Raw genomic sequence first — 18167 nt, 5'->3', positions numbered from 1 at the left:
ATGTCCGGCCCCACGGCGGATCTGTTCGCCGACGATGCGCTGCAACAACCGGCCGGGCGCGAGCAGATCGGCGAAGAGTCTTACGTGCTGAGAGGCTACGCCCTGCCCTGGATTGATCGCCTGCTACCTGAGCTGCGGCGCGTATTGGCTCAATCCCCGTTTCGGCAGATGGTCACACCCGGCGGATTTACCATGTCAGCGGCCCTGAGTAGTTGCGGCGCACTGGGCTGGACCACCGACAGCTCTGGCTATCGATACAGCCCGGTTGATCCGCGCAGCCGGCAACCCTGGCCGGCAATGCCGGACGCTTTGCGCGAGCTTGCCAAGCTGGCGGCCGCAGAGGCCGGCTTCAATGACTTTTCCCCGGATGCCTGCCTGATCAACCGTTATGTGCCCGGGGCCAAAATGTCGCTGCACCAGGACAAAAACGAACGCTGCTATAGCGCCCCGGTGGTGTCCGTGTCCCTCGGGCTGCCGGCTGTTTTCCTGTTCGGTGGGCATGAGCGTGGCAACCGCACACAGAAAATCTCGCTGTTTCACGGCGATGTCGTGGTCTGGGGTGGCGTCGATCGCTTGCGTTTTCATGGGGTGATGCCGATCAAGGAAGGTGTGCATCCGGTGATGGGACCACAACGTATCAACCTGACTTTCCGCACGGCCGGTTGATTTGACCGCAAGCTTCGGAGTGCCGAGCGCAACCCGCGCGGTTAATCTGCCCGTGACACGTCAAGAGTGCAGGCCATGAACAACCACCAAGACCCTCGCTGGGCCGCCATCGTCGCTCGCGACGCCAAGGCCGACGCGCTGTTTGTCTACGGCGTAAAGACCACCGGCGTTTATTGCCGCCCCAGCAGCGCCTCGCGCTTGCCACGGCCGGAGAACGTCGAATTTTTTGACTCCCCCGCCCAGGCCGAAGCGGCGGGTTATAGGCCGAGTAAACGCGCCGCGGGCGACCAGACCCAATTGGCCGCGCACCACGCGCAAATAGTCGCCGATGCTTGCAGGCATATAGAGCAGGCCGAAACACCGCCCAGCCTGGACGTACTTGCACGCCTGGCCGGCTTGAGTTCGTTCCATTTCCATCGCGTCTTCAAAGCCATCACCGGCCTGACGCCCAAGGGCTACGCCAGCGCCCTTCGCTCACGCAAAGTACGCGTTGGCCTCAAGGGCGAGCATTCCGTGACGGACGCGGTGTACGACGCAGGCTTTAACTCAAACAGCCGCTTTTATGAATCCGCCGATCAGTTACTCGGCATGAAGCCCAGCGATTACAAGGCCGGCGGCACTAACAGCGAGATCCATTTTGCCGTGGGCCAGTGCTCGCTGGGGGCCATTCTGGTGGCGCAGAGCCAACGGGGCGTGTGTGCGATTTTGCTGGGAGACGATCCGGACACGCTGGTGCGCGACCTGCAGGATCAATTTCCCAAGGCCGATTTGGTCGGCGCGGATCGGCATTTCGAGCAATTGATCGCCCAGGTCGTGGGCTTTGTCGAAGCACCGGCGCTGGGCCTGAATTTGCCCCTGGACTTGCGCGGGACCGCCTTTCAGGAGCGTGTGTGGCAGGCACTGCGCGACATTCCGGTGGGCAGCACGGCCAGCTACGCGCAGATCGCCCAGCGTATCGGCGCGCCCACGTCCTTTCGCGCGGTGGCCCAGGCCTGTGGCGCCAATCACCTGGCAGTGGCGATCCCCTGCCATCGCGTCGTACGCAGCAATGGCGAACTCTCCGGGTACCGTTGGGGGGTTGAGCGCAAGCGGCAGCTGCTGGAGCGGGAAAGTCAGTGAAGACTCAGCGCACAAAACAGCAGCACACCGGTCCGACGTTGTGCGCCGGAGGTCGGACCTTCATCCCCATTACGTGCGCGCAGGTTGAGGCCGGCCACCCGAAAATGCCTGCACCGCCCTCTCCTTTTACAGCGCCAGTGTGCGTTTACAAGGCCTTGCGTTTACGAAACTGCGCGACCTTATGCCGGTTGCCACACAACGCCATGCTGCACCAACGGCGCTTGTGCGCTTTGGTCCGGTCATAAAACCACAGGACGCATTCGGGATGCTCGCAACGGCGAATCAAGCTGAAATCGCCGGCCACCAATAACTGAGCCGCTGCTTCGGCAATCGGCGACAAAAACTGCTCCGCCGTCTGTTGCTTGCGCTGACGCTCCAGTTGAGGCTGCCCGGACGCAGGCCAGACCAACTGCGGATAGCTGACCGCTTTGCGTAAAAAGCTGTTGAGCGCCGCAGGGTCGCCCGTCTCACCGTTCTTGCGCGCAGCCACCAGTTCACGGACTACCTCGCGCAGTTGGCGTGCAGCCCCCAGCAATGCGCCTTCTTCAAATGTGGGAATGCTCGCTTGCGCTACCCACTCCAGGCGCACCAGCCAATGCGCAACGTCGGCGTCGGTGTGCCAGAAATCCACCGGCTGGCCGTCGATATTCGCCAGGGTATTGAGCATGTCCAGCACCGGCTCATCGGCCAGTACATAGGGTTGTGATGGTGGCGCATGGGGCGTAAGGGTGGCCATGATTTGTCCTCTTGAGCACCGCGCAATCGTAACCGCTATTTTTGCCCATGGATAGTTACAGCATGAAAAAAAGATAACCGTAATAATTGGTTTGACAGGTTACATATTTGGGCGCAGCTTTTAAATAAGTAACCCGTATTACCAACCAATCCAGTTACAGAGGTGTCCTCATCATGTCTATCGCAACCCCCGTCGTTCGCTACCAGCACGTTGATGTCGATGGTGTGCGCATGTTCTACCGTGAAGCCGGCAATCCTTCGGCGCCGGTCATGTTGCTGTTGCACGGGTTCCCCAGCTCGTCGCACATGTACCGCGACCTCATTGCGCTGCTCGCTACGCGCTTTCGGGTCATCGCGCCCGATTTGCCCGGTTTCGGCTTCACCGAGGTGCCCCTCGAGCGCGATTACCAGTACAGCTTCGATAACCTGGCGATCAGCGTCGGACATTTCGTCGATGCGCTGAAACTGAGCCGCTACGCCCTGTACGTATTCGATTACGGTGCACCCGTGGGCCTGCGACTGGCGGTGGCGCATCCGGAACGGGTCAGCGCGCTGGTCTCGCAAAACGGCAACGCGTATCTGGAAGGGCTGGGCGATGCCTGGGCGCCGATTCGCGCCTACTGGGCGGACGCGAGCGCAGCCAATCGCGAGGTGATCCGCAACGCGGTCATCAGCCTGGAAGGCACGCGCTACCAGTACTTGCATGGGGTGAGTCAGCCGGAGTTGGTCGCACCGGAGTCCTACATGCTGGACGTGCTGTTGATGCAGCGCCCAGGTAACGACGAAATCCAGCTGGACCTGTTTCTCGACTACCGCAATAACCTCACGCTGTACCCCGCGTTCCAGGCATTTTTCAAAGCCAGCCAGGTGCCGACGCTGGTGATCTGGGGCCAGAACGATCCCTTTTTCATCCCGCCTGGCGCCCATGCCTACAAGGGCGACAACGCCAACGCGGTGGTTGAGCTACTGGACACCGGCCACTTTGCCCTGGAAACCCATGCGGCCCATATTGCCGAGCGCATTCACGCGGTGCTGGGGCATGCCATCGACTGATGGCGCTGCACGAAACCCTGCCCTCGTCCAGTGAATAATACGGACTGGCCGGGTGCCAATGGCCCTGTTAAAACAGCGCAAAGTCCTACTCACGCTGGAGACGCATCCCATGAGCACCTGGCCAGACTCGCGCATCATCGACCTGCTGGGCATTCAATTGCCCATCATCCAGGCCCCCATGGCCGGCGCTACAACCGCCGCCATGGTGATTGCCGCCAATGAAGCGGGTGCGCTGGGCTCGATGCCCGCCGCAGCGCTGACCATCGAGCAACTGCGCGAAGCCTTGAGCACGATCCGCCAGGCTGGTACGCGCCCCATCAACGTGAATTTCTTCTGCCATCGACCGCCCGACGCCGACGAGGCCGGCGACCGTCGCTGGAAGGACTTGTTGCAACCCTACTACCGCGAACTGGGCGCCGATTTCGATGCGCCAACACCCGTTTCCAACCGCGCGCCCTTTAATGAGGCCGCCTGCCAGGTGGTCGAGGCGTTTCGCCCCGAGGTGGTGAGCTTTCACTTTGGCCTGCCGGAAAAAACCTTGCTCGACCGGGTAAAAGCCACCGGCGCCAAGGTGCTGTCATCCGCCACCACCGTGGAAGAAGCGGTCTGGCTGGAACAGCATGGGTGCGATGCAATCATCGCGATGGGGATTGAGGCCGGCGGGCATCGCGGCTTGTTTCTCAGCGACGATCTCAATACCCAGATCGGCTTGATGGCGCTGGTACCGCAGATCGTCGACGCCGTCAGGGTGCCCGTGATTGCAGCCGGCGGTATTGCTGATGCGCGCGGCATTGTCGCGGCCCTTGCTCTGGGCGCATCAGCCGTACAAATCGGCACCGCCTACCTGTTTACACCCGAAGCCAACGTCAGCGCCTCCCACTACTCTGCGTTGCGTCAAGCACAGGCCAGCGAAACCGCGCTGACCAACCTGTTCACCGGCCGCCCGGCGCGCGGCATCGTCAACCGCGTGATGCGTGAACTGGGCGCGATCAATCCGGCGGCGCCTGCCTTCCCCACGTCCGGTGGTGCCCTGATGCCGCTCAAGGCCAAGGACGAGGCGGGTTTCAGCAACCTGTGGTCGGGCCAGGCACTGCGCTTGTGCAAAGATGCATCTACTTACGACCTGACTCGCGAGCTGGCCGCGCAGGCGCTGGCAAAGCTCAAGCACAACTGATGCCGCGGGCAACTTTGCGCTGTACCGGCGATGGCTAACCGCTATATATTCCTCTACATAGCGATAAAGCCTTCTATCTATAACAAGCCGTACATCCTCAAAGGAGCTGCTTCATGATGATCCGCGCCTCACGTCTGGCCCCCACAGCCCTCGCCTCCCTGATCGCGGCCTTTGCCTTGGGCTCGGCGCAGGCCGACGAAGTGCAGGTGGCCGTGGCCGCCAACTTCACCGCGCCGATCCAGGCGATCGCCGCCGACTTCGAGAAAGACACCGGCCACAAACTGGTTGCAGCCTATGGCGCCACCGGCCAGTTCTATACGCAGATCAAGAACGGCGCGCCGTTCGAAGTGTTCCTCAGCGCAGATGACACCACGCCTAAAAAGCTCGATGACGAAGGCGCGACCGTCAAAGGTTCGCGCTTCACCTACGCGGTCGGCACCCTGGCGCTGTGGTCGGCCAAGGAAGGCTACGTCGATGCCAAAGGCGAGGTGCTGAAGAAAAACCAGTACCAGCACTTGTCCATCGCCGACCCCAAAACTGCACCCTACGGCCTCGCCGCCACTCAAGTGCTGGCCAAGGAAGGTCTGAGCGAGCAGGTCGCAGACAAGCTGGTCACCGGGCAGAACATCACCCAAGCCTTCCAGTTCGTCTCCACCGGCAACGCTGAACTGGGCTTCGTCGCCCTGTCGCAGATCTACAAGGACGGCAAAGTCACCAGCGGTTCGGCGTGGATCGTGCCCGCCTCGCTGCACGATCCGATCAAGCAAGACGCGGTGATCCTCACCAAAGGCAAGGACAGTGCCGCGGCCAAAGCCCTGGTCGACTACCTCAAAGGCCCGAAAGCCGCTGCGGTGATCAAGTCCTACGGTTATGAGCTGGCCCAGTAAATGCCGCTGTCGAGTGCCGATTTTTCCGCGATCTGGTTGACGGTCAAACTGGCGTCACTGACCACCGTGATCCTGCTGGTCATCGGCACTCCGATTGCCCTGTGGCTGTCGCGCACCCGTTCCTGGTGGCGCGGCCCCATCGGCGCAATCGTCGCCCTGCCGTTGGTATTACCGCCAACGGTCATCGGGTTTTACCTGCTGTTGACCATGGGGCCCAATGGGTATTTCGGCCAATTCACCCAATGGCTGGGCCTGGGCACCCTGACCTTCAGCTTCACCGGGCTGGTACTGGGCTCGGTGATCTACTCCATGCCGTTTGTGGTGCAGCCATTGCAAAACGCCTTCGGCGCAATCGGCACCCGCCCACTGGAAGTGGCCGCGACCTTGCGCGCCAATCCGTGGGACACCTTTTTCACGGTGATCCTGCCCCTGGCCCGCCCGGGGTTTATCACCGCGTCGATTCTCGGCTTTGCGCACACCGTCGGTGAATTCGGCGTGGTGCTGATGATCGGCGGCAATATCCCCAACAAAACCCGCGTGGTCTCGGTGCAGATCTACGACCACGTCGAAGCCATGGAATACGCCCAGGCGCACTGGCTGGCCGGCTCCATGGTGGTGTTCGCCTTCCTCGTGTTGCTGGCGCTTTACTCCAGCCGTAAAACCAAGATGGGCTGGAGCTGATCGCGATGATTGAGGTACGCCTGAAACTGAACTACCCAGGCTTTGCGCTGGAAGTGGATTTGAAATTGCCTGGCCGTGGCGTCACCGCGTTGTACGGGCATTCCGGCTCGGGCAAGACCACCTGCCTGCGCTGTATCGCCGGGCTGGAGCGTGCCGAAGACGGCTTTGTGCAGATCAACGATCAAGTCTGGCAAGACAGCCGCAACGGGCTGTTTGTGCCACCGCACAAACGTGCCTTGGGTTATGTGTTCCAGGAGGCGAGCCTGTTTCCACATCTGTCGGTGCGGGCCAACCTGGAATTCGGCTTCAAGCGTATTGCTCGTCATCAGCGGCGCGTGGACCTGGCTCACGCCACCGAACTGCTGGGCATTGCTCATTTGCTCGACCGCCACCCGCAGCATTTGTCCGGGGGTGAACGCCAACGCATCGGCATCGCCCGCGCGCTGCTCACCAGTCCCCAATTGCTGTTAATGGATGAACCCTTGGCGGCGCTGGACAGCAAACGCAAAGGTGAAATTTTGCCGTACCTCGAACGCCTGCACGATGAGCTCGATATCCCCGTGCTGTACGTCAGCCATGCCCAGGACGAAGTGGCGCGGCTGGCCGATCACATCGTGTTACTCAGTGACGGCCAGGTGCTGGCCAGCGGCCCCATCGGTGAAACCCTGGCGCGGCTGGATTTGCCCATGGCCCTGGGTGACGATGCCGGGGTAGTGATCAATGGCAGCGTCAGCGCCTACGACGCGCACTATCATCTGCTGACGCTGCAATTGCCCGACAGTGCGTTATCGATGCGCGTTGCCCATGCGCCGTTGGCACTGGGCAAACAGTTGCGCATCAAGGTACAGGCACGGGATGTCAGCCTCAGCCTGCAGGCGCAGGAACCCAGCAGTATCCTCAATCGCTTGCCGGTGACGGTGACCGGGGAGATCTCTGCCGACAACAACGCCCATGTGCTGGTGCGCCTCGACGCCGGCGGCACGCCGTTGCTGGCGCGCATCACGCGGTTTTCCCGCGACCAGTTGCAGCTGCATCCCGGCCAGGCGCTGTGGGCGCAAATCAAGGCGGTGGCGGTGCTGGCTTAAGAATTTGGCACGAGCGCAAAACCCTGCGGTCAATCAGACATACCGGCCTGATTACTGCCAAGGAATTTGCACCATGCCCGACTCCGCGTTGCTTGCCGACCTGCCCCGCGACCTGCATTACGTTGACGACACCCAACCGGGTATCCGCCGCAAGAAGCTGCGCGGCAAGTTTCAGTATTTCGACGCCAACGGTGAGCGCATCACCGTTGCCGACGAAATCAAACGCTTGAACTCATTGGCTGTGCCACCGGCCTACACCGACGTGTGGATCTGCGCCGACCCGCGCGGCCACTTGCAAGCCACCGGCCGCGATGCCCGTGGCCGCAAGCAATACCGCTACCACCCGCGCTGGCGTGAGGTGCGCGACACCGACAAGTATTCGCGCCTGCAACAGTTCGGCAATGCATTGCCAAAACTGCGCGCGCAACTGGAAGCACAAATCGCCACGCCGGGTTTCACCCGCGAAAAAGTCCTGGCCACCGTGGTGATGCTGCTCGATGCCACGCTGATTCGCGTGGGCAACACTCAATACGCGCGGGACAATAAATCCTACGGACTGACCACGCTGCGCACCCGTCATGTCGACATCAAGGGCAGCGAGATACTGTTCCAGTTTCGCGGCAAGAGCGGCGTCGAGCATCAGGTCAGCGTCAAGGACCGGCGCCTGGCCACGGTGGTCAAGCGTTGCCTGGAATTGCCAGGGCAAAATCTGTTTCAGTACCTGGATGAAGACGGTGAGCGGCATACCGTCAGCTCCCATGACGTCAACGCCTACCTGCACAGCCTCACCGGTGCCGACTTCACTGCCAAGGATTACCGCACCTGGGCAGGCACCGCCCTGGCCCTGGCGGTATTGCGCGAACTGGAGTGGCAACCGGAATCGGATGCCAAGCGGCATGTGGTCGCCATGGTCAAGGACGTCGCCAAACAACTGGGCAATACCCCGGCGGTGTGCCGCAAGTGCTATATCCACCCTGCTGTGCTGGAGCATTTCAGCCTGGGCGAATTGTCCAAGCTGCCCAAGCCCCGGGTGCGCAAAGGCCTGAAAGCCGAAGAAGTTGCGCTGGCAATGTTCCTCGAGCAATTGGCCGCGGACTTGCCGAAAAACGCCAAGGTGGGTTAGCCTTTGCGCCTCTTCTGAATCACGGGATGCACGCCGACGTGAACAACTAAGCCTTCCAAAATGTATCTGCAACGAGCCGCCTGGCGCGCTTGTTGGCCTGTCCGACATTTTTTTGGAGGTGCTGATGACTGACGTCAAACGGCCGCCCGTACTCGTTTCATTGCAACACGTGTCCTTGCAGTTCGCCGATGGCGAAACCCTGCTGAACGACCTCAACCTGTCGATCGATCACACACCCACCGGGATTGTCGGGCGTAATGGCCGGGGCAAAAGCCTGCTCGCCAAACTGCTCGCCGGTTTGCTGACGCCCACTGCCGGCACGTTGAAAAGCTCGGCCAGCGTGGCCTATGTGCCGCAGGCGCTGGCCGTTCAACCGGGCGAAACCGTCGCCGATGTCACCGGCATCGCGCAGGTGTTGGCCGCCCTTGAGCGACTGGCCCACGGTGAGGCCCGCGCGGATGATCTGGCGCTGGTCGATGATCGGTGGGACCTTGCCGAACGCCTGCGCACCGCGCTGGGTGCAGCCGGGTTGCCTCGACTCGACGCTGCCACGCCAGCCGATCAACTCAGCGGCGGCCAACTGGCCAGGGTTGCGGTGATCGGTGCGCTGCTGGCCGCGCCGCAGTTGCTGATTCTCGATGAGCCAACCAACCACCTCGACAGCGCCGGCCGTGACTGGCTGCTGCGCACGCTGGCAGGCTGGCCCGGCGGCCTGGTGGTGGTGAGCCATGACCGGCAACTGCTGAATGCGATGGCGCGCATCATCGAGCTGTCGCCGCTTGGTGGGCAGGTGTATGGCGGCAACTACGATGCCTATCGCTTGCAACGCGACAGCGAACAGCACGCGGCCGTGGCCGCCCTGGAGCACGCCCGCCTGGCGCGCAGCCGCGAACGCAAACGTCTGCAGAAAGATCATGACAACCTGCAGCGCAACGCCGCCCGCGCACGTAAGCACGCAGAAACCGCGAATGTCACCGGGTTCACCAAAGCCCGCTGGAAGGGCGCCGCCAAGGAGATCGTCAGCAGCGTGCGCAGCGCGCATCACGCGTATAAACACGCGCTCGATGCGCAGGTACGCCAAGCCCATGAGCGTGTGGAGGATCAATCGCCCACGCTGCTGGCGCTGCCCGGTTCAGTATTGCCCAATGGCCGCCAGGTTCTGAGCGTGGAAAACGCTCAACTGCCATGGCTTGATCCGCACCACGCCTGCAGCTACGTCACGCTCAACCTGGCGGGCCCGATGCGCGTGGCCGTGCGCGGGCCGAACGGGTGCGGCAAATCCACATTGCTCAAGGTGCTTGCGGGCCAATGGCCGGTGGTCAGTGGCGAATGCACCGTGCATGTGGCCAGTGCCTATATCGACCAGCACCTGGCACTGCTGGATGGCAACCGTAGTATCGTCGAACAGCTCAACCTGCTCGACACCCCTCTGGCCGAAGCCGAGCTGCGCACGCGTTTGGCGTTGCTGCAACTGGATGCCTTGCGGGTGACTCAACCCACCCGCCAATTGAGCGGCGGCGAGCGCTTAAAGGCCGCGATGGCGATTGCCTTGTGGCGCGAGGTGCCGGCGCAACTGCTGTTGCTGGACGAGCCGACCAACCATCTGGACCTTGAATCCGTGCTGGCCTTTGAGCAGGCGTTGCAAGGTTTTACTGGGGCGATGGTGGTGGTGTCCCATGACGAGACGTTCGTGCAAGCCGTCAGGCCGACGCACCTTTTGACCTGGCAGCGTCAGGGCTGGCGACTGGAGTGTGTCTGAGGTCATTGCGCGCACAACCAAAGCGTCCTACGGTGGTGGCCGAATAATCTCACCGAGGAACATGGGGCCATGCTGCCTTCATCGCGCAAACCCTACGCCAACGCCGCACTCGCCCACCGCCAACGCTGGCGTGGGCGGGTCGGCTTGATGCTGGTGGCCAGCCTATCCGTGCTGGCCGGCATGACCGATGCGATAGGCTTTATGGCCAGCGGCGATTTTGTTTCGTTCATGAGCGGTAACACCACGCGCCTGGCCGTGGCAATCAGCGCAGGCGACCTGGGCCTCACCGGACGGTTGTTGCTGCTGGTCGCAACATTTGTCGCCGGCAACGCCCTGGGCGTGGTGATCAGCCGCCTCAGCCGTCGGCACGCGCTGCCCTTGCTGCTGTGCATTGCGGCTTTGCTGTGCGGCGGCGCGGTATGGCCCTTCGACGACACTTTGCCTGCGCTGCTGGCAGCGATTGTGGCGATGGGTATGCTCAATGCCGCTGTGGAAGAGGTAAATGGTTTGCCGGTGGGCCTGACTTATGTGACGGGCGCCCTCTCGCGCTTCGGCCGCGGGCTGGGCCGCTGGATGCTGGGAGAACGGCGCAATGGCTGGAGGGTGCAACTGATTCCGTGGGCCGGCATGTTCGTGGGCGCGGTGATCGGCGCGGTGCTGGAGCACCAGCTCGGCCTGAAGGCGCTGCTGGTCAGTGGCGCGCTCGCCGCGTTGCTGGGCGTCGTGTCGCTGAAGATTCCGCGGCGCTGGCACCTGGGCTACATGCCACGCTAGGAGAAACGAGGCCCGCTCGACGTTGCGGCCTCGACGTCCGTGTACTGGTAAAGAGCCATCACGTCGAGCGAGCGGGGGGAATGATAAGCCAATGTCCGTCGGCTGTCCCGCCGGGCTTTTCCGAATATCACTTAGGCAAAGGATTACAGGCAGGTCGCGAGCGCGGCCAGTCGACGCTTGGCGGGCATCGTGTCGGCGACGGCAAAGTAATTGACGCTGGAACCGGCGCCGGCACTGCGCACGTCGACAAAATAATCGCCGCCGGTGGTGTACACGGTAAAACCGCCTGCTTCGATCGGCTCCTTGAAGCCTCCGGCGTCAACGCCAAATACCGCCTCGTCCTGCCAGCCGAACTGAATGCATTGGGCGACCACCAACGGCGTCTTGTCCGAGGCCAGCGTTTTGTACGGCACGCCGGTGCGCGCGTCGTTCATTTTCGAGCCCGCGCAACCGGACAGTACTGCCAGTGCCAATGCGCCAATTACCAGCTTTCGCATGCCATCGCCTCCTTGGAAAAAAACGCGACTCTACCATTAGCAGGCGACACTCAAGGATTATTACGTCACGCTGTCGCCTCCTTATGCCCCCGCTTGCCCCTGGAAACCCGATGACGCCCAACGCCGAACGCTATAACCCGTCCACCGACTACGCCGATAAGCTGATCAGCCGCATCGGCCAGACGCCGACGTGGATCGCCAAGCGCATCGGCGTCACCGACAAGCGCATCCGCTACATCCTTGATGGCGAACGCACGGTAAAAGGTGAAAGCACGCCGATCCAGATGACCTATACCGAGCAGTTCGCCCTGGAATGCCTGGCGGCGGAGGCCAAGGCCAAGAAGCCGCCAAAAGCTGCGGCCGAATGAATTTAGTTTCACTGTGAAGGGCGCTCGCGCTGCCTATAGTTGGCAGGCTCATTTTTAAGAAGTCTCCCTTCTGCCCGCCCTCCCGCGGGCTTTTTTTTGCCTGGGTGTCGGTGGGTGACCTCCAACAACTCACTCGCGCATCAGAGCCACCAACGAAACACATAAAACAGCCCCATGCTCAACAGCACCGTGATCAACACGCTACGCGTCCAGAACATCAACGCCACCGCACAGATCCCCGCCAGCAAGTAAGGATTGGCCGGACTCAGGTTGAGCTTATGCTCGGCGAGAAAAATGATCGGCCCGCAAATCGCCGTCAGCATTCCCGGCACTGCAAACCCGAGAAACTCGCGCGCGCCGCGATTGAGGCGCACCGGCAGACGCGGCTCGATAAACAAGTAGCGGTTGAGAAATACCACCAGGCCCATGGCCACAATCATGATGTAGATCATCGCTGCCCTACTCCCAGCCGCTTGCAGGCAAACCCTGCGCCCATCCCCAGCACGCCCGACACCACCACCGCCGACTCCCAGTGCAAGTAACTCAGCCATACCGAACACAGCAGCGAGACCGCCACGCAGACCACCGTGGGCACATCGCGCACCACCGGCGTGATCAAGGCGATAAAAGTCGCAGCGATGGAAAACTCCAGCCCCAACTGATCAAGCCCCGGAATGCTTTTGCCAAGCACGATGCCCGCCAGGGTGAAGAGGTTCCAGATGATGTAGAACGTCAGGCCGACGCCCAGCGCATACCAGCGATTGAAGGTCTGACGGTCATAGTGGTTGACCAGCGCGAAAAACTCGTCAGTCAGCAAAAAGCCCAGGCTCATGCGCCACCGTACATTGAGCGACGAGAGCGTCGGGCGCATGTGCATGCCGTAAAGCAAATGCTGGGATGTGAGCAGCAAGGTGGTCAGCACAATCGAGATCAGGCTGGCACCGCTCTTGACCATGCCGATCGCCACCAACTGCGCGGCACCGGCGAACACAATGGCGGACAAACCCTGAGCTTGCAGCGGAGTAAATTGCGCATCAATCGCCATGGAACCGGCCAACAATCCCCAGGGGGCACAGGCCAGAGACAGTGGAATAACGGCAAGGGCGCCGCGACCGAAGGCGTAATGAGGTAAGGCTGTAGGCATGGAGACGGCTCATCGACAGACAGTCGACAAGCATGCCAGCGTGATACGAGGCTTGTCTTGAACGATCGTGCTCAGGCGAGCTTGACCGAGACCTGCTCCACCGAGTCACGCGCTTCGCGCAACTCATGGGCATCCCGGTTGAGCCGGTGGATGGTATTGAGCAGGCGTTGGCGCAGCACTTCATCGCCGAGTTTTTCGACGGCGCGCATCAGGTCAAACGCCGCAGTTTCATTATTGTCCGCGACAGAATCGAGGGTTTTGCGCAGGTTGCGAGTGGCACGGGTCACGCGAGTTCTTCCTTCATCAGCAATGGGCAGGCACTTTAGGACATTCGTGTTTCATTTTAATTTCAGTCACTTGTGGCGGATTGTCGGGCATTTGATCCACGTCAACGGAATTCAGGATTTGACCTACATATATGGATTTCCATATATTCGCCCGGCCATCCATACGAAGACCTCGATCATGTCCGCTCCCCTCTCCGCGCCCGAGCTGTTCAAATGCCTGGCCGATGCCACCCGCGTACGGTTGACCTTATTGATCCTGCGCGAGGGCGAACTTTGCGTGTGCGAACTGATCCATGCTCTTGGCGACAGTCAACCGAAAGTCTCCCGCCATCTGGCGCAACTGCGCAGTGGCGGGCTGTTGCTGGACCGTCGCCAGGGTCAATGGATCTACTACCGCATCAATCCGGCACTGCCCGAGTGGGTGACCCAAGTGCTGGACATTACCTTGCAAGCTAACCAGCCATGGTTGCAAAACGACGCGCAGCGTCTTGATGCAATGGGCGACAGACCACAACGGGCCAGCACCTGCTGCTGAGCCATCGGAGCGTTTATTCATGCTTGTCGCAATTGCGATTTTTATCTTCACCATCGTTCTGGTCATCTGGCAGCCCAAGGGCCTTGGAGTCGGCTGGAGCGCAACCATGGGCGCGATTCTGGCCCTGGCGTGCGGGGTCATCAGCCTGGCTGACATCCCGGTGGTGTGGCACATCATCTGGAACGCCACCGGCACTTTTGTCGCGCTGATTATCATCAGCCTGCTGCTCGATGAGGCCGGGTTCTTTGCCTGGACCGCGCTGCATGTTGCGCGCTGGGGCCGTGGGCGTGGTCGGCGCCTGTTCGCCTATATGGTGCTGCTCGGCGCCCTGGTGTCGGCATTGTTTGCCAACGACGGCGCGGCGTTGATCCTCACACCCATCGTGATGTCGATGCTGCTGGCGTTGCGCTTTTCCCCGGCGGCCACCCTGGCCTTCGTGATGGGCGCCGGGTTTATCGCAGACACGGCGAGCTTGCCGTTGGTGGTGTCGAACCTGGTGAACATTGTTTCTGCAGATTATTTCAAGATCGGCTTCAACGAATACGCAGCGGTCATGGTGCCGGTCAACTTCGTCAGCGTTGCAGCGACACTGGCGGTGCTGCTGTGGTTTTTTCGCCGCGATATTCCGCAGGCCTACGACCCCGCCGACCTTGACGACCCGGCCAGCGCCGTCCACGACCGTGCGACCTTTCGTGCCGGTTGGTGGGTACTCGGTATTTTGTTGGTCGGCTGTTTTGCCCTGGAGCCGCTGGGTATTCCGATCAGTGCGATCTCCGCCGTGTGCGCCGTGTTACTGCTGGTGATCGCCGCCAAAGGCCACAAAATTTCTACGCGCAAAGTGCTGAAAGAAGCCCCGTGGCAGATCGTGGTGTTTTCCCTGGGCATGTACCTGGTGGTCTACGGCTTGCGTAACGCGGGTTTGACCACCTACCTGGCAACCTGGCTCGACACCTTCGCCACGTATGGCGTATGGGGCGCGGCGATGGGCACCGGGGTGCTGACGGCATTGCTCTCGTCGGCGATGAACAACCTGCCGACGGTGTTGATCGGCGCGCTGTCCATCGAATCCAGCCATGCCGTGGGCGTGGTCAAGGACGCCATGGTTTACGCCAACGTGATCGGCAGCGACCTGGGCCCGAAAATCACTCCGATCGGCAGCCTGGCCACGTTGTTGTGGCTGCATATTCTTGCGCGCAAAGGCATCACCATCACGTGGGGCTACTACTTCAAAGTCGGAATTGTGCTGACCTTGCCGGTGCTGTTGATCACCCTGGCGGCGCTCGCCTTGCGCCTGAGTCTCTGAAGACCTGCGCCGTGAACCGTCACTGGATGAGTAAACACCTGTCAACTCTCACAGTAGACGCTCAAAGGACAGGTGCCTAAATTCAATTGCCAGAGGGACTTCGCACTGAACAAAAGGGACACCGACATGAAACATAAACAGCTCTACGAATTCAGAGACACCGACGGCGCAGGCAATCCTGAAGTGGTGATGTCTCGCTTTGACGAAGGCAACAGTGATTTAAGCAACCCCAATAGCCGCATCACCCTGTATTCAACGAACGACAATTGGACGTACGACGCCTCGTCACCCACCAATGACGCAGATGGGGATGGCGACCATGACGAGGAGGATGCCTCCTACTATCTGGCTGCCGCGAACCTCATGACTGCCATGGCCACCTTGAGCCCTAGGGATGAGAGCAAGAGGCTCTATGACCGTATTTTGATGGGCTTCAGCGACAGCCCGGCAACCGATGTCAGCATCCTGCATTACCGAAAAGGCAATCGCGACCTTAACCGTCCCGACGTCATTGTCGTCGCCAGCAACCCTGACTACCTGGGCAGTTACCGCACCATCAAGGGTGCACTGGATGCCGACGGGGATGGCGATATCGATAGTGATGACGAGCGTATTTATAAAAAGCTCGCTTCCACGTTTGCGTCAATGAAGTATTTAAAACCCTGAACCTGTTTTTGGAAGGTGCAGAGCTTACTGAACCGTCATCCTGGCCAGTGAGCTCAGCCCCCGAATAGCGACCGGCTCACAGTGCGCATCTTAGGCATGCGTCGCAGCCAATGGTCGATCTGAACACCTTTGTCAGCGTATGCTCACGGCTGATTTTCTATCGAGCCGACCCGATGAGCGCCATGCAACACGCCTGGCCGGGCAACTACGAAGTCACCCATACACGCTGCACCGGCCTGACCTTTGCCCGCCATAGCCATGATGAATGCGTGATCGGCGTGAACCTGGTCGGCGAGGAAAGCGTTTGGCTCGACCGCCGCGAGTTCCAGGCCGGGCCCGGCAGCATTACGTTGTACAACCCTGGGCAGATTCAAGGTGGCGGCGCAGCTGATGGTGCGCCCTGGCATTTTGTCAGCCTGTACGTCGCGGCCGACGCGCTGGCAGCTGACCTGGGGCTGGCCCAGTTGGAATTTGATCGCTCGCTGTGCTTCCAGCCAGACTTGGCACAGCGTCTGGCTGCGGCGGTCAAAGGTGCCTTGAACGACGACCCATTGCTCCGCGAGATTAACGAAGACGCCTTGGTTCTGCTGCTGGGTGAAGTGGTCGGTGCCAGCGGTGTGCGCCTGCCCGGCGCTGCCACGGGCGGCAAAGGCATGATCCACCGGGCCCAGGAGCTGCTCGCCGAGCAACTGAGCCAAGCGCTGCCGCTGGACCAGTTGGGCGATGAGCTGGGCCTGTCCAAATTCCATCTGTTGCGCACCTTCCAGAGAGAAACCGGGCTGAGCCCCAGGCAGTGGGCGATGCAACTGCGTACCTGTCGTGCCAAGGGACTCTTGCGCCGCGGCGCCTCGGCCAGCGACGTCGCGCATAAGCTGGGGTTTGCTGATCAAAGCCATCTCAACCGGCATTTTCGCGCCGCCTATGGCATCACTCCAGGCCGCTATCAACGCCTGTTGAAACGCTGAAAGCGCAATCTGGTTCAAGACGCCTGGGCCACACAGCCGCACACTGCGCGCCTCTGTTGAAGGAAAGCGGGCATGGTGACGATCTTTTTTTACGCGCTGGTATTCGGTTTTGTGTTTTGCCTCTCGCCCGGCGCGGTGCTGGCAGAAACCCTGCGCCGTGGCTTGCTCCATGGGTTCACCTCTGCCTTGCTGGTGCAAATCGGTTCGCTGGTGGGCGACGCCGCCTGGGCGGTGATCGGCCTCACCGGCATCGCCCTGCTGATTGAACACGAAGCCGTGCGCGTTCCGCTGACGATAGTGTGCGCGGTTTACCTGGCGTGGCTCGGCGTGCGCAGTTTGATCGACGCCTGGCACCTGCCCGCAGCAGACAGCGGGCCGGCCCACTCCGGTCGGAACGCACTGGCGGTTGGCGCGGCCATGTCCCTGGCTAATCCGAAGAACATTGTGTATTGGGGCGCGTTGGGCAGCGCCTTGTCCGGGATCGTCGGCGCTACGCCCAGCGCTGGGCAAACCCTGATGTTTTTTGCAGGTTTCATGCTGGCGTCGGTGCTGTCGTGTTTTCTGATTGCGGCGCTGGTCCATCTGTTACGCAAAAATGCCTCGCCGCTGTGGCAGCGCGTCAGTTACGGCGCGTGTGGTTTAGTGTTGATCTATCTGGCGGTTCTGGCTGCACAGGGTGTATGAAGTTATATAGCCCACAACTAACCGTGCCCCTTGTCTGAATAAACTCTGAACACGGGCTCATTTAATTAATCATGCGTTGACATTTTGTAACCGTCTGAGTAGATTGCCCGTGCCCGCAACTGGGGCCTTTTTTAAACCTCACAAAAGAAGCCAATGGACACAGTATCTAGTCGCTGTCCGAGCACCGCTTTAGCGGGCATCGGGCGCCAAACCCAGAATATGACAGGACTCGCCTTCCAGGTCCGGTAAGCTGCGCTAGAGCTTGATGCTCCACCGTAACTGCCTCACCGGTCGCCCGTCCGGTCCCGAGGTGTGTTATGACCTTCCAACTCATTGCTTTGCCCGATGTACGTACGCTGGCCGCCGCCCTGCGCGCCAAGCTGTGCCGCGAGCCCGTAGGCTTTTCGCCTACCCGGGCCACGTTTGCTGCACCCTCCCCTCAAGCCAGCAAAGACCAGGCGCGTCCGGCCCCTGTGTTGGCGTACTGGCATCTGTGCCCTGCCAGCGGCCAACTGCTGCAGCATTGGGACCATGCCGACCCTCAAGACCCGCAGAGACCCCAGGTTTCCATGCTGGCTCAAGCGAGCCTGATGTTCGGACTTTACCTGAGCACTCGCAGCGCTTAACCCGGCTGGAAACAGCAACTTTCTAATTGATGTTCT

Annotated in this window: 22 protein-coding genes; 17 read left to right on the top strand and 5 right to left on the bottom strand. The window is 61.0% G+C overall.

Translation table 11 applies throughout. The features are described from left to right. Together alkB and ada are read left to right on the top strand one after the other, a co-directional pair. A complete protein-coding gene (alkB, locus tag AACU78_RS29645; protein WP_106579153.1) occupies window positions 1-666 on the top strand; it encodes a DNA oxidative demethylase AlkB in 666 nt (221 codons plus the stop codon). Between the two features lie 75 nt (window positions 667-741). After that, window positions 742-1785 (top strand): bifunctional DNA-binding transcriptional regulator/O6-methylguanine-DNA methyltransferase Ada, encoded by a 1044-nt coding sequence (ada, locus tag AACU78_RS29640; protein WP_106579152.1) that lies wholly within the window; start codon window positions 742-744, stop codon window positions 1783-1785. A gap of 145 nt (window positions 1786-1930) precedes the next feature. Here ada and AACU78_RS29635 read toward each other — a convergent pair whose 3' ends face one another. Beyond that, window positions 1931-2521: a CGNR zinc finger domain-containing protein gene (locus AACU78_RS29635; RefSeq protein ID WP_106579151.1), complete on the bottom strand. Its 591-nt coding sequence runs from the start codon at window positions 2519-2521 to the stop codon at window positions 1931-1933. Between the two features lie 173 nt (window positions 2522-2694). Here AACU78_RS29635 and AACU78_RS29630 point away from each other — a divergent pair, with 173 nt between their 5' ends. The 8 genes from AACU78_RS29630 to AACU78_RS29595 all read left to right on the top strand — a co-directional run bounded on the left by AACU78_RS29630 (window position 2695) and on the right by AACU78_RS29595 (window position 11056). Continuing rightward, a complete protein-coding gene (locus AACU78_RS29630; RefSeq protein ID WP_106579150.1) occupies window positions 2695-3573 on the top strand; it encodes an alpha/beta fold hydrolase in 879 nt (292 codons plus the stop codon). A gap of 109 nt (window positions 3574-3682) precedes the next feature. Next, a complete protein-coding gene (locus tag AACU78_RS29625) occupies window positions 3683-4747 on the top strand; it encodes an NAD(P)H-dependent flavin oxidoreductase (protein WP_106579149.1) in 1065 nt (354 codons plus the stop codon). A gap of 113 nt (window positions 4748-4860) precedes the next feature. Further along, window positions 4861-5634 (top strand): molybdate ABC transporter substrate-binding protein, encoded by a 774-nt coding sequence (gene modA / locus AACU78_RS29620; RefSeq protein WP_106579148.1) that lies wholly within the window; start codon window positions 4861-4863, stop codon window positions 5632-5634. After that, window positions 5635-6315: a molybdate ABC transporter permease subunit gene (gene modB / locus AACU78_RS29615; RefSeq protein ID WP_106579147.1), complete on the top strand. Its 681-nt coding sequence runs from the start codon at window positions 5635-5637 to the stop codon at window positions 6313-6315. Between the two features lie 5 nt (window positions 6316-6320). Continuing rightward, the gene (modC, locus tag AACU78_RS29610; protein ID WP_106579146.1) at window positions 6321-7400 is read left to right on the top strand and encodes a molybdenum ABC transporter ATP-binding protein; all 1080 of its coding nucleotides are present in this window, start codon (window positions 6321-6323) and stop codon (window positions 7398-7400) included. Window positions 7401-7473: 73 nt separating this feature from the next. Continuing rightward, entirely contained in the window at window positions 7474-8523 is a 1050-nt protein-coding gene (locus tag AACU78_RS29605; RefSeq protein ID WP_106579145.1) for a DNA topoisomerase IB, read from the top strand. Between the two features lie 124 nt (window positions 8524-8647). Next, window positions 8648-10282: an ABC-F family ATP-binding cassette domain-containing protein gene (locus AACU78_RS29600; protein ID WP_106579144.1), complete on the top strand. Its 1635-nt coding sequence runs from the start codon at window positions 8648-8650 to the stop codon at window positions 10280-10282. 69 nt (window positions 10283-10351) lie between these two features. Then, complete coding sequence (locus AACU78_RS29595; RefSeq protein WP_106579143.1) at window positions 10352-11056, top strand: YoaK family protein; 705 nt, start codon at window positions 10352-10354, stop codon at window positions 11054-11056. 143 nt (window positions 11057-11199) lie between these two features. Here the strand turns inward: AACU78_RS29595 and AACU78_RS29590 are convergent, their stop codons facing one another. After that, window positions 11200-11553: a lipoprotein gene (locus tag AACU78_RS29590; RefSeq protein ID WP_106579142.1), complete on the bottom strand. Its 354-nt coding sequence runs from the start codon at window positions 11551-11553 to the stop codon at window positions 11200-11202. A gap of 110 nt (window positions 11554-11663) precedes the next feature. Between AACU78_RS29590 and AACU78_RS29585 the strand changes: the two genes are divergently transcribed. After that, window positions 11664-11921: a hypothetical protein gene (locus tag AACU78_RS29585; protein ID WP_106579141.1), complete on the top strand. Its 258-nt coding sequence runs from the start codon at window positions 11664-11666 to the stop codon at window positions 11919-11921. 140 nt (window positions 11922-12061) lie between these two features. On the opposite strand, the gene AACU78_RS29580 is transcribed toward AACU78_RS29585, so the two are convergent. The 3 genes from AACU78_RS29580 to AACU78_RS29570 all read right to left on the bottom strand — a co-directional run bounded on the left by AACU78_RS29580 (window position 12062) and on the right by AACU78_RS29570 (window position 13352). After that, window positions 12062-12373 (bottom strand): AzlD domain-containing protein, encoded by a 312-nt coding sequence (locus AACU78_RS29580; RefSeq protein WP_106579140.1) that lies wholly within the window; start codon window positions 12371-12373, stop codon window positions 12062-12064. Continuing rightward, a complete protein-coding gene (locus tag AACU78_RS29575) occupies window positions 12370-13065 on the bottom strand; it encodes an AzlC family ABC transporter permease (RefSeq protein WP_106579139.1) in 696 nt (231 codons plus the stop codon). Before AACU78_RS29575 ends, AACU78_RS29580 begins: the two co-directional genes overlap by 4 nt. 71 nt (window positions 13066-13136) lie before the next feature. After that, complete coding sequence (locus AACU78_RS29570) at window positions 13137-13352, bottom strand: hypothetical protein (RefSeq protein ID WP_106579138.1); 216 nt, start codon at window positions 13350-13352, stop codon at window positions 13137-13139. 178 nt (window positions 13353-13530) lie between these two features. Here AACU78_RS29570 and AACU78_RS29565 point away from each other — a divergent pair, with 178 nt between their 5' ends. The 6 genes from AACU78_RS29565 to AACU78_RS29540 all read left to right on the top strand — a co-directional run bounded on the left by AACU78_RS29565 (window position 13531) and on the right by AACU78_RS29540 (window position 18131). Continuing rightward, window positions 13531-13887 (top strand): metalloregulator ArsR/SmtB family transcription factor, encoded by a 357-nt coding sequence (locus AACU78_RS29565; protein ID WP_106579137.1) that lies wholly within the window; start codon window positions 13531-13533, stop codon window positions 13885-13887. 19 nt (window positions 13888-13906) lie between these two features. Then, window positions 13907-15190 (top strand): arsenic transporter, encoded by a 1284-nt coding sequence (locus tag AACU78_RS29560; protein ID WP_106579136.1) that lies wholly within the window; start codon window positions 13907-13909, stop codon window positions 15188-15190. Between the two features lie 126 nt (window positions 15191-15316). Continuing rightward, entirely contained in the window at window positions 15317-15856 is a 540-nt protein-coding gene (locus AACU78_RS29555) for a hypothetical protein (RefSeq protein ID WP_106579135.1), read from the top strand. Between the two features lie 173 nt (window positions 15857-16029). Then, window positions 16030-16821 (top strand): helix-turn-helix transcriptional regulator, encoded by a 792-nt coding sequence (locus tag AACU78_RS29550; RefSeq protein WP_106579222.1) that lies wholly within the window; start codon window positions 16030-16032, stop codon window positions 16819-16821. A 72-nt stretch (window positions 16822-16893) separates the two neighbouring features. Beyond that, window positions 16894-17505 (top strand): LysE family transporter, encoded by a 612-nt coding sequence (locus AACU78_RS29545; RefSeq protein WP_106579134.1) that lies wholly within the window; start codon window positions 16894-16896, stop codon window positions 17503-17505. 317 nt (window positions 17506-17822) lie between these two features. Beyond that, window positions 17823-18131 carry a hypothetical protein gene (locus AACU78_RS29540; protein ID WP_106579133.1) on the top strand — a complete coding sequence of 103 codons (309 nt, stop codon included), beginning with the start codon at window positions 17823-17825 and terminating at the stop codon, window positions 18129-18131. Window positions 18132-18167: the final 36 nt, after the last annotated feature.

Source organism: Pseudomonas sp. R9.37 (assembly GCF_963878885.1).
Lineage (GTDB): Bacteria > Pseudomonadota > Gammaproteobacteria > Pseudomonadales > Pseudomonadaceae > Aquipseudomonas.
Note: the sequence above shows the minus strand (reverse complement) of the source record. Positions and strands in the feature narration are given on the sequence as shown.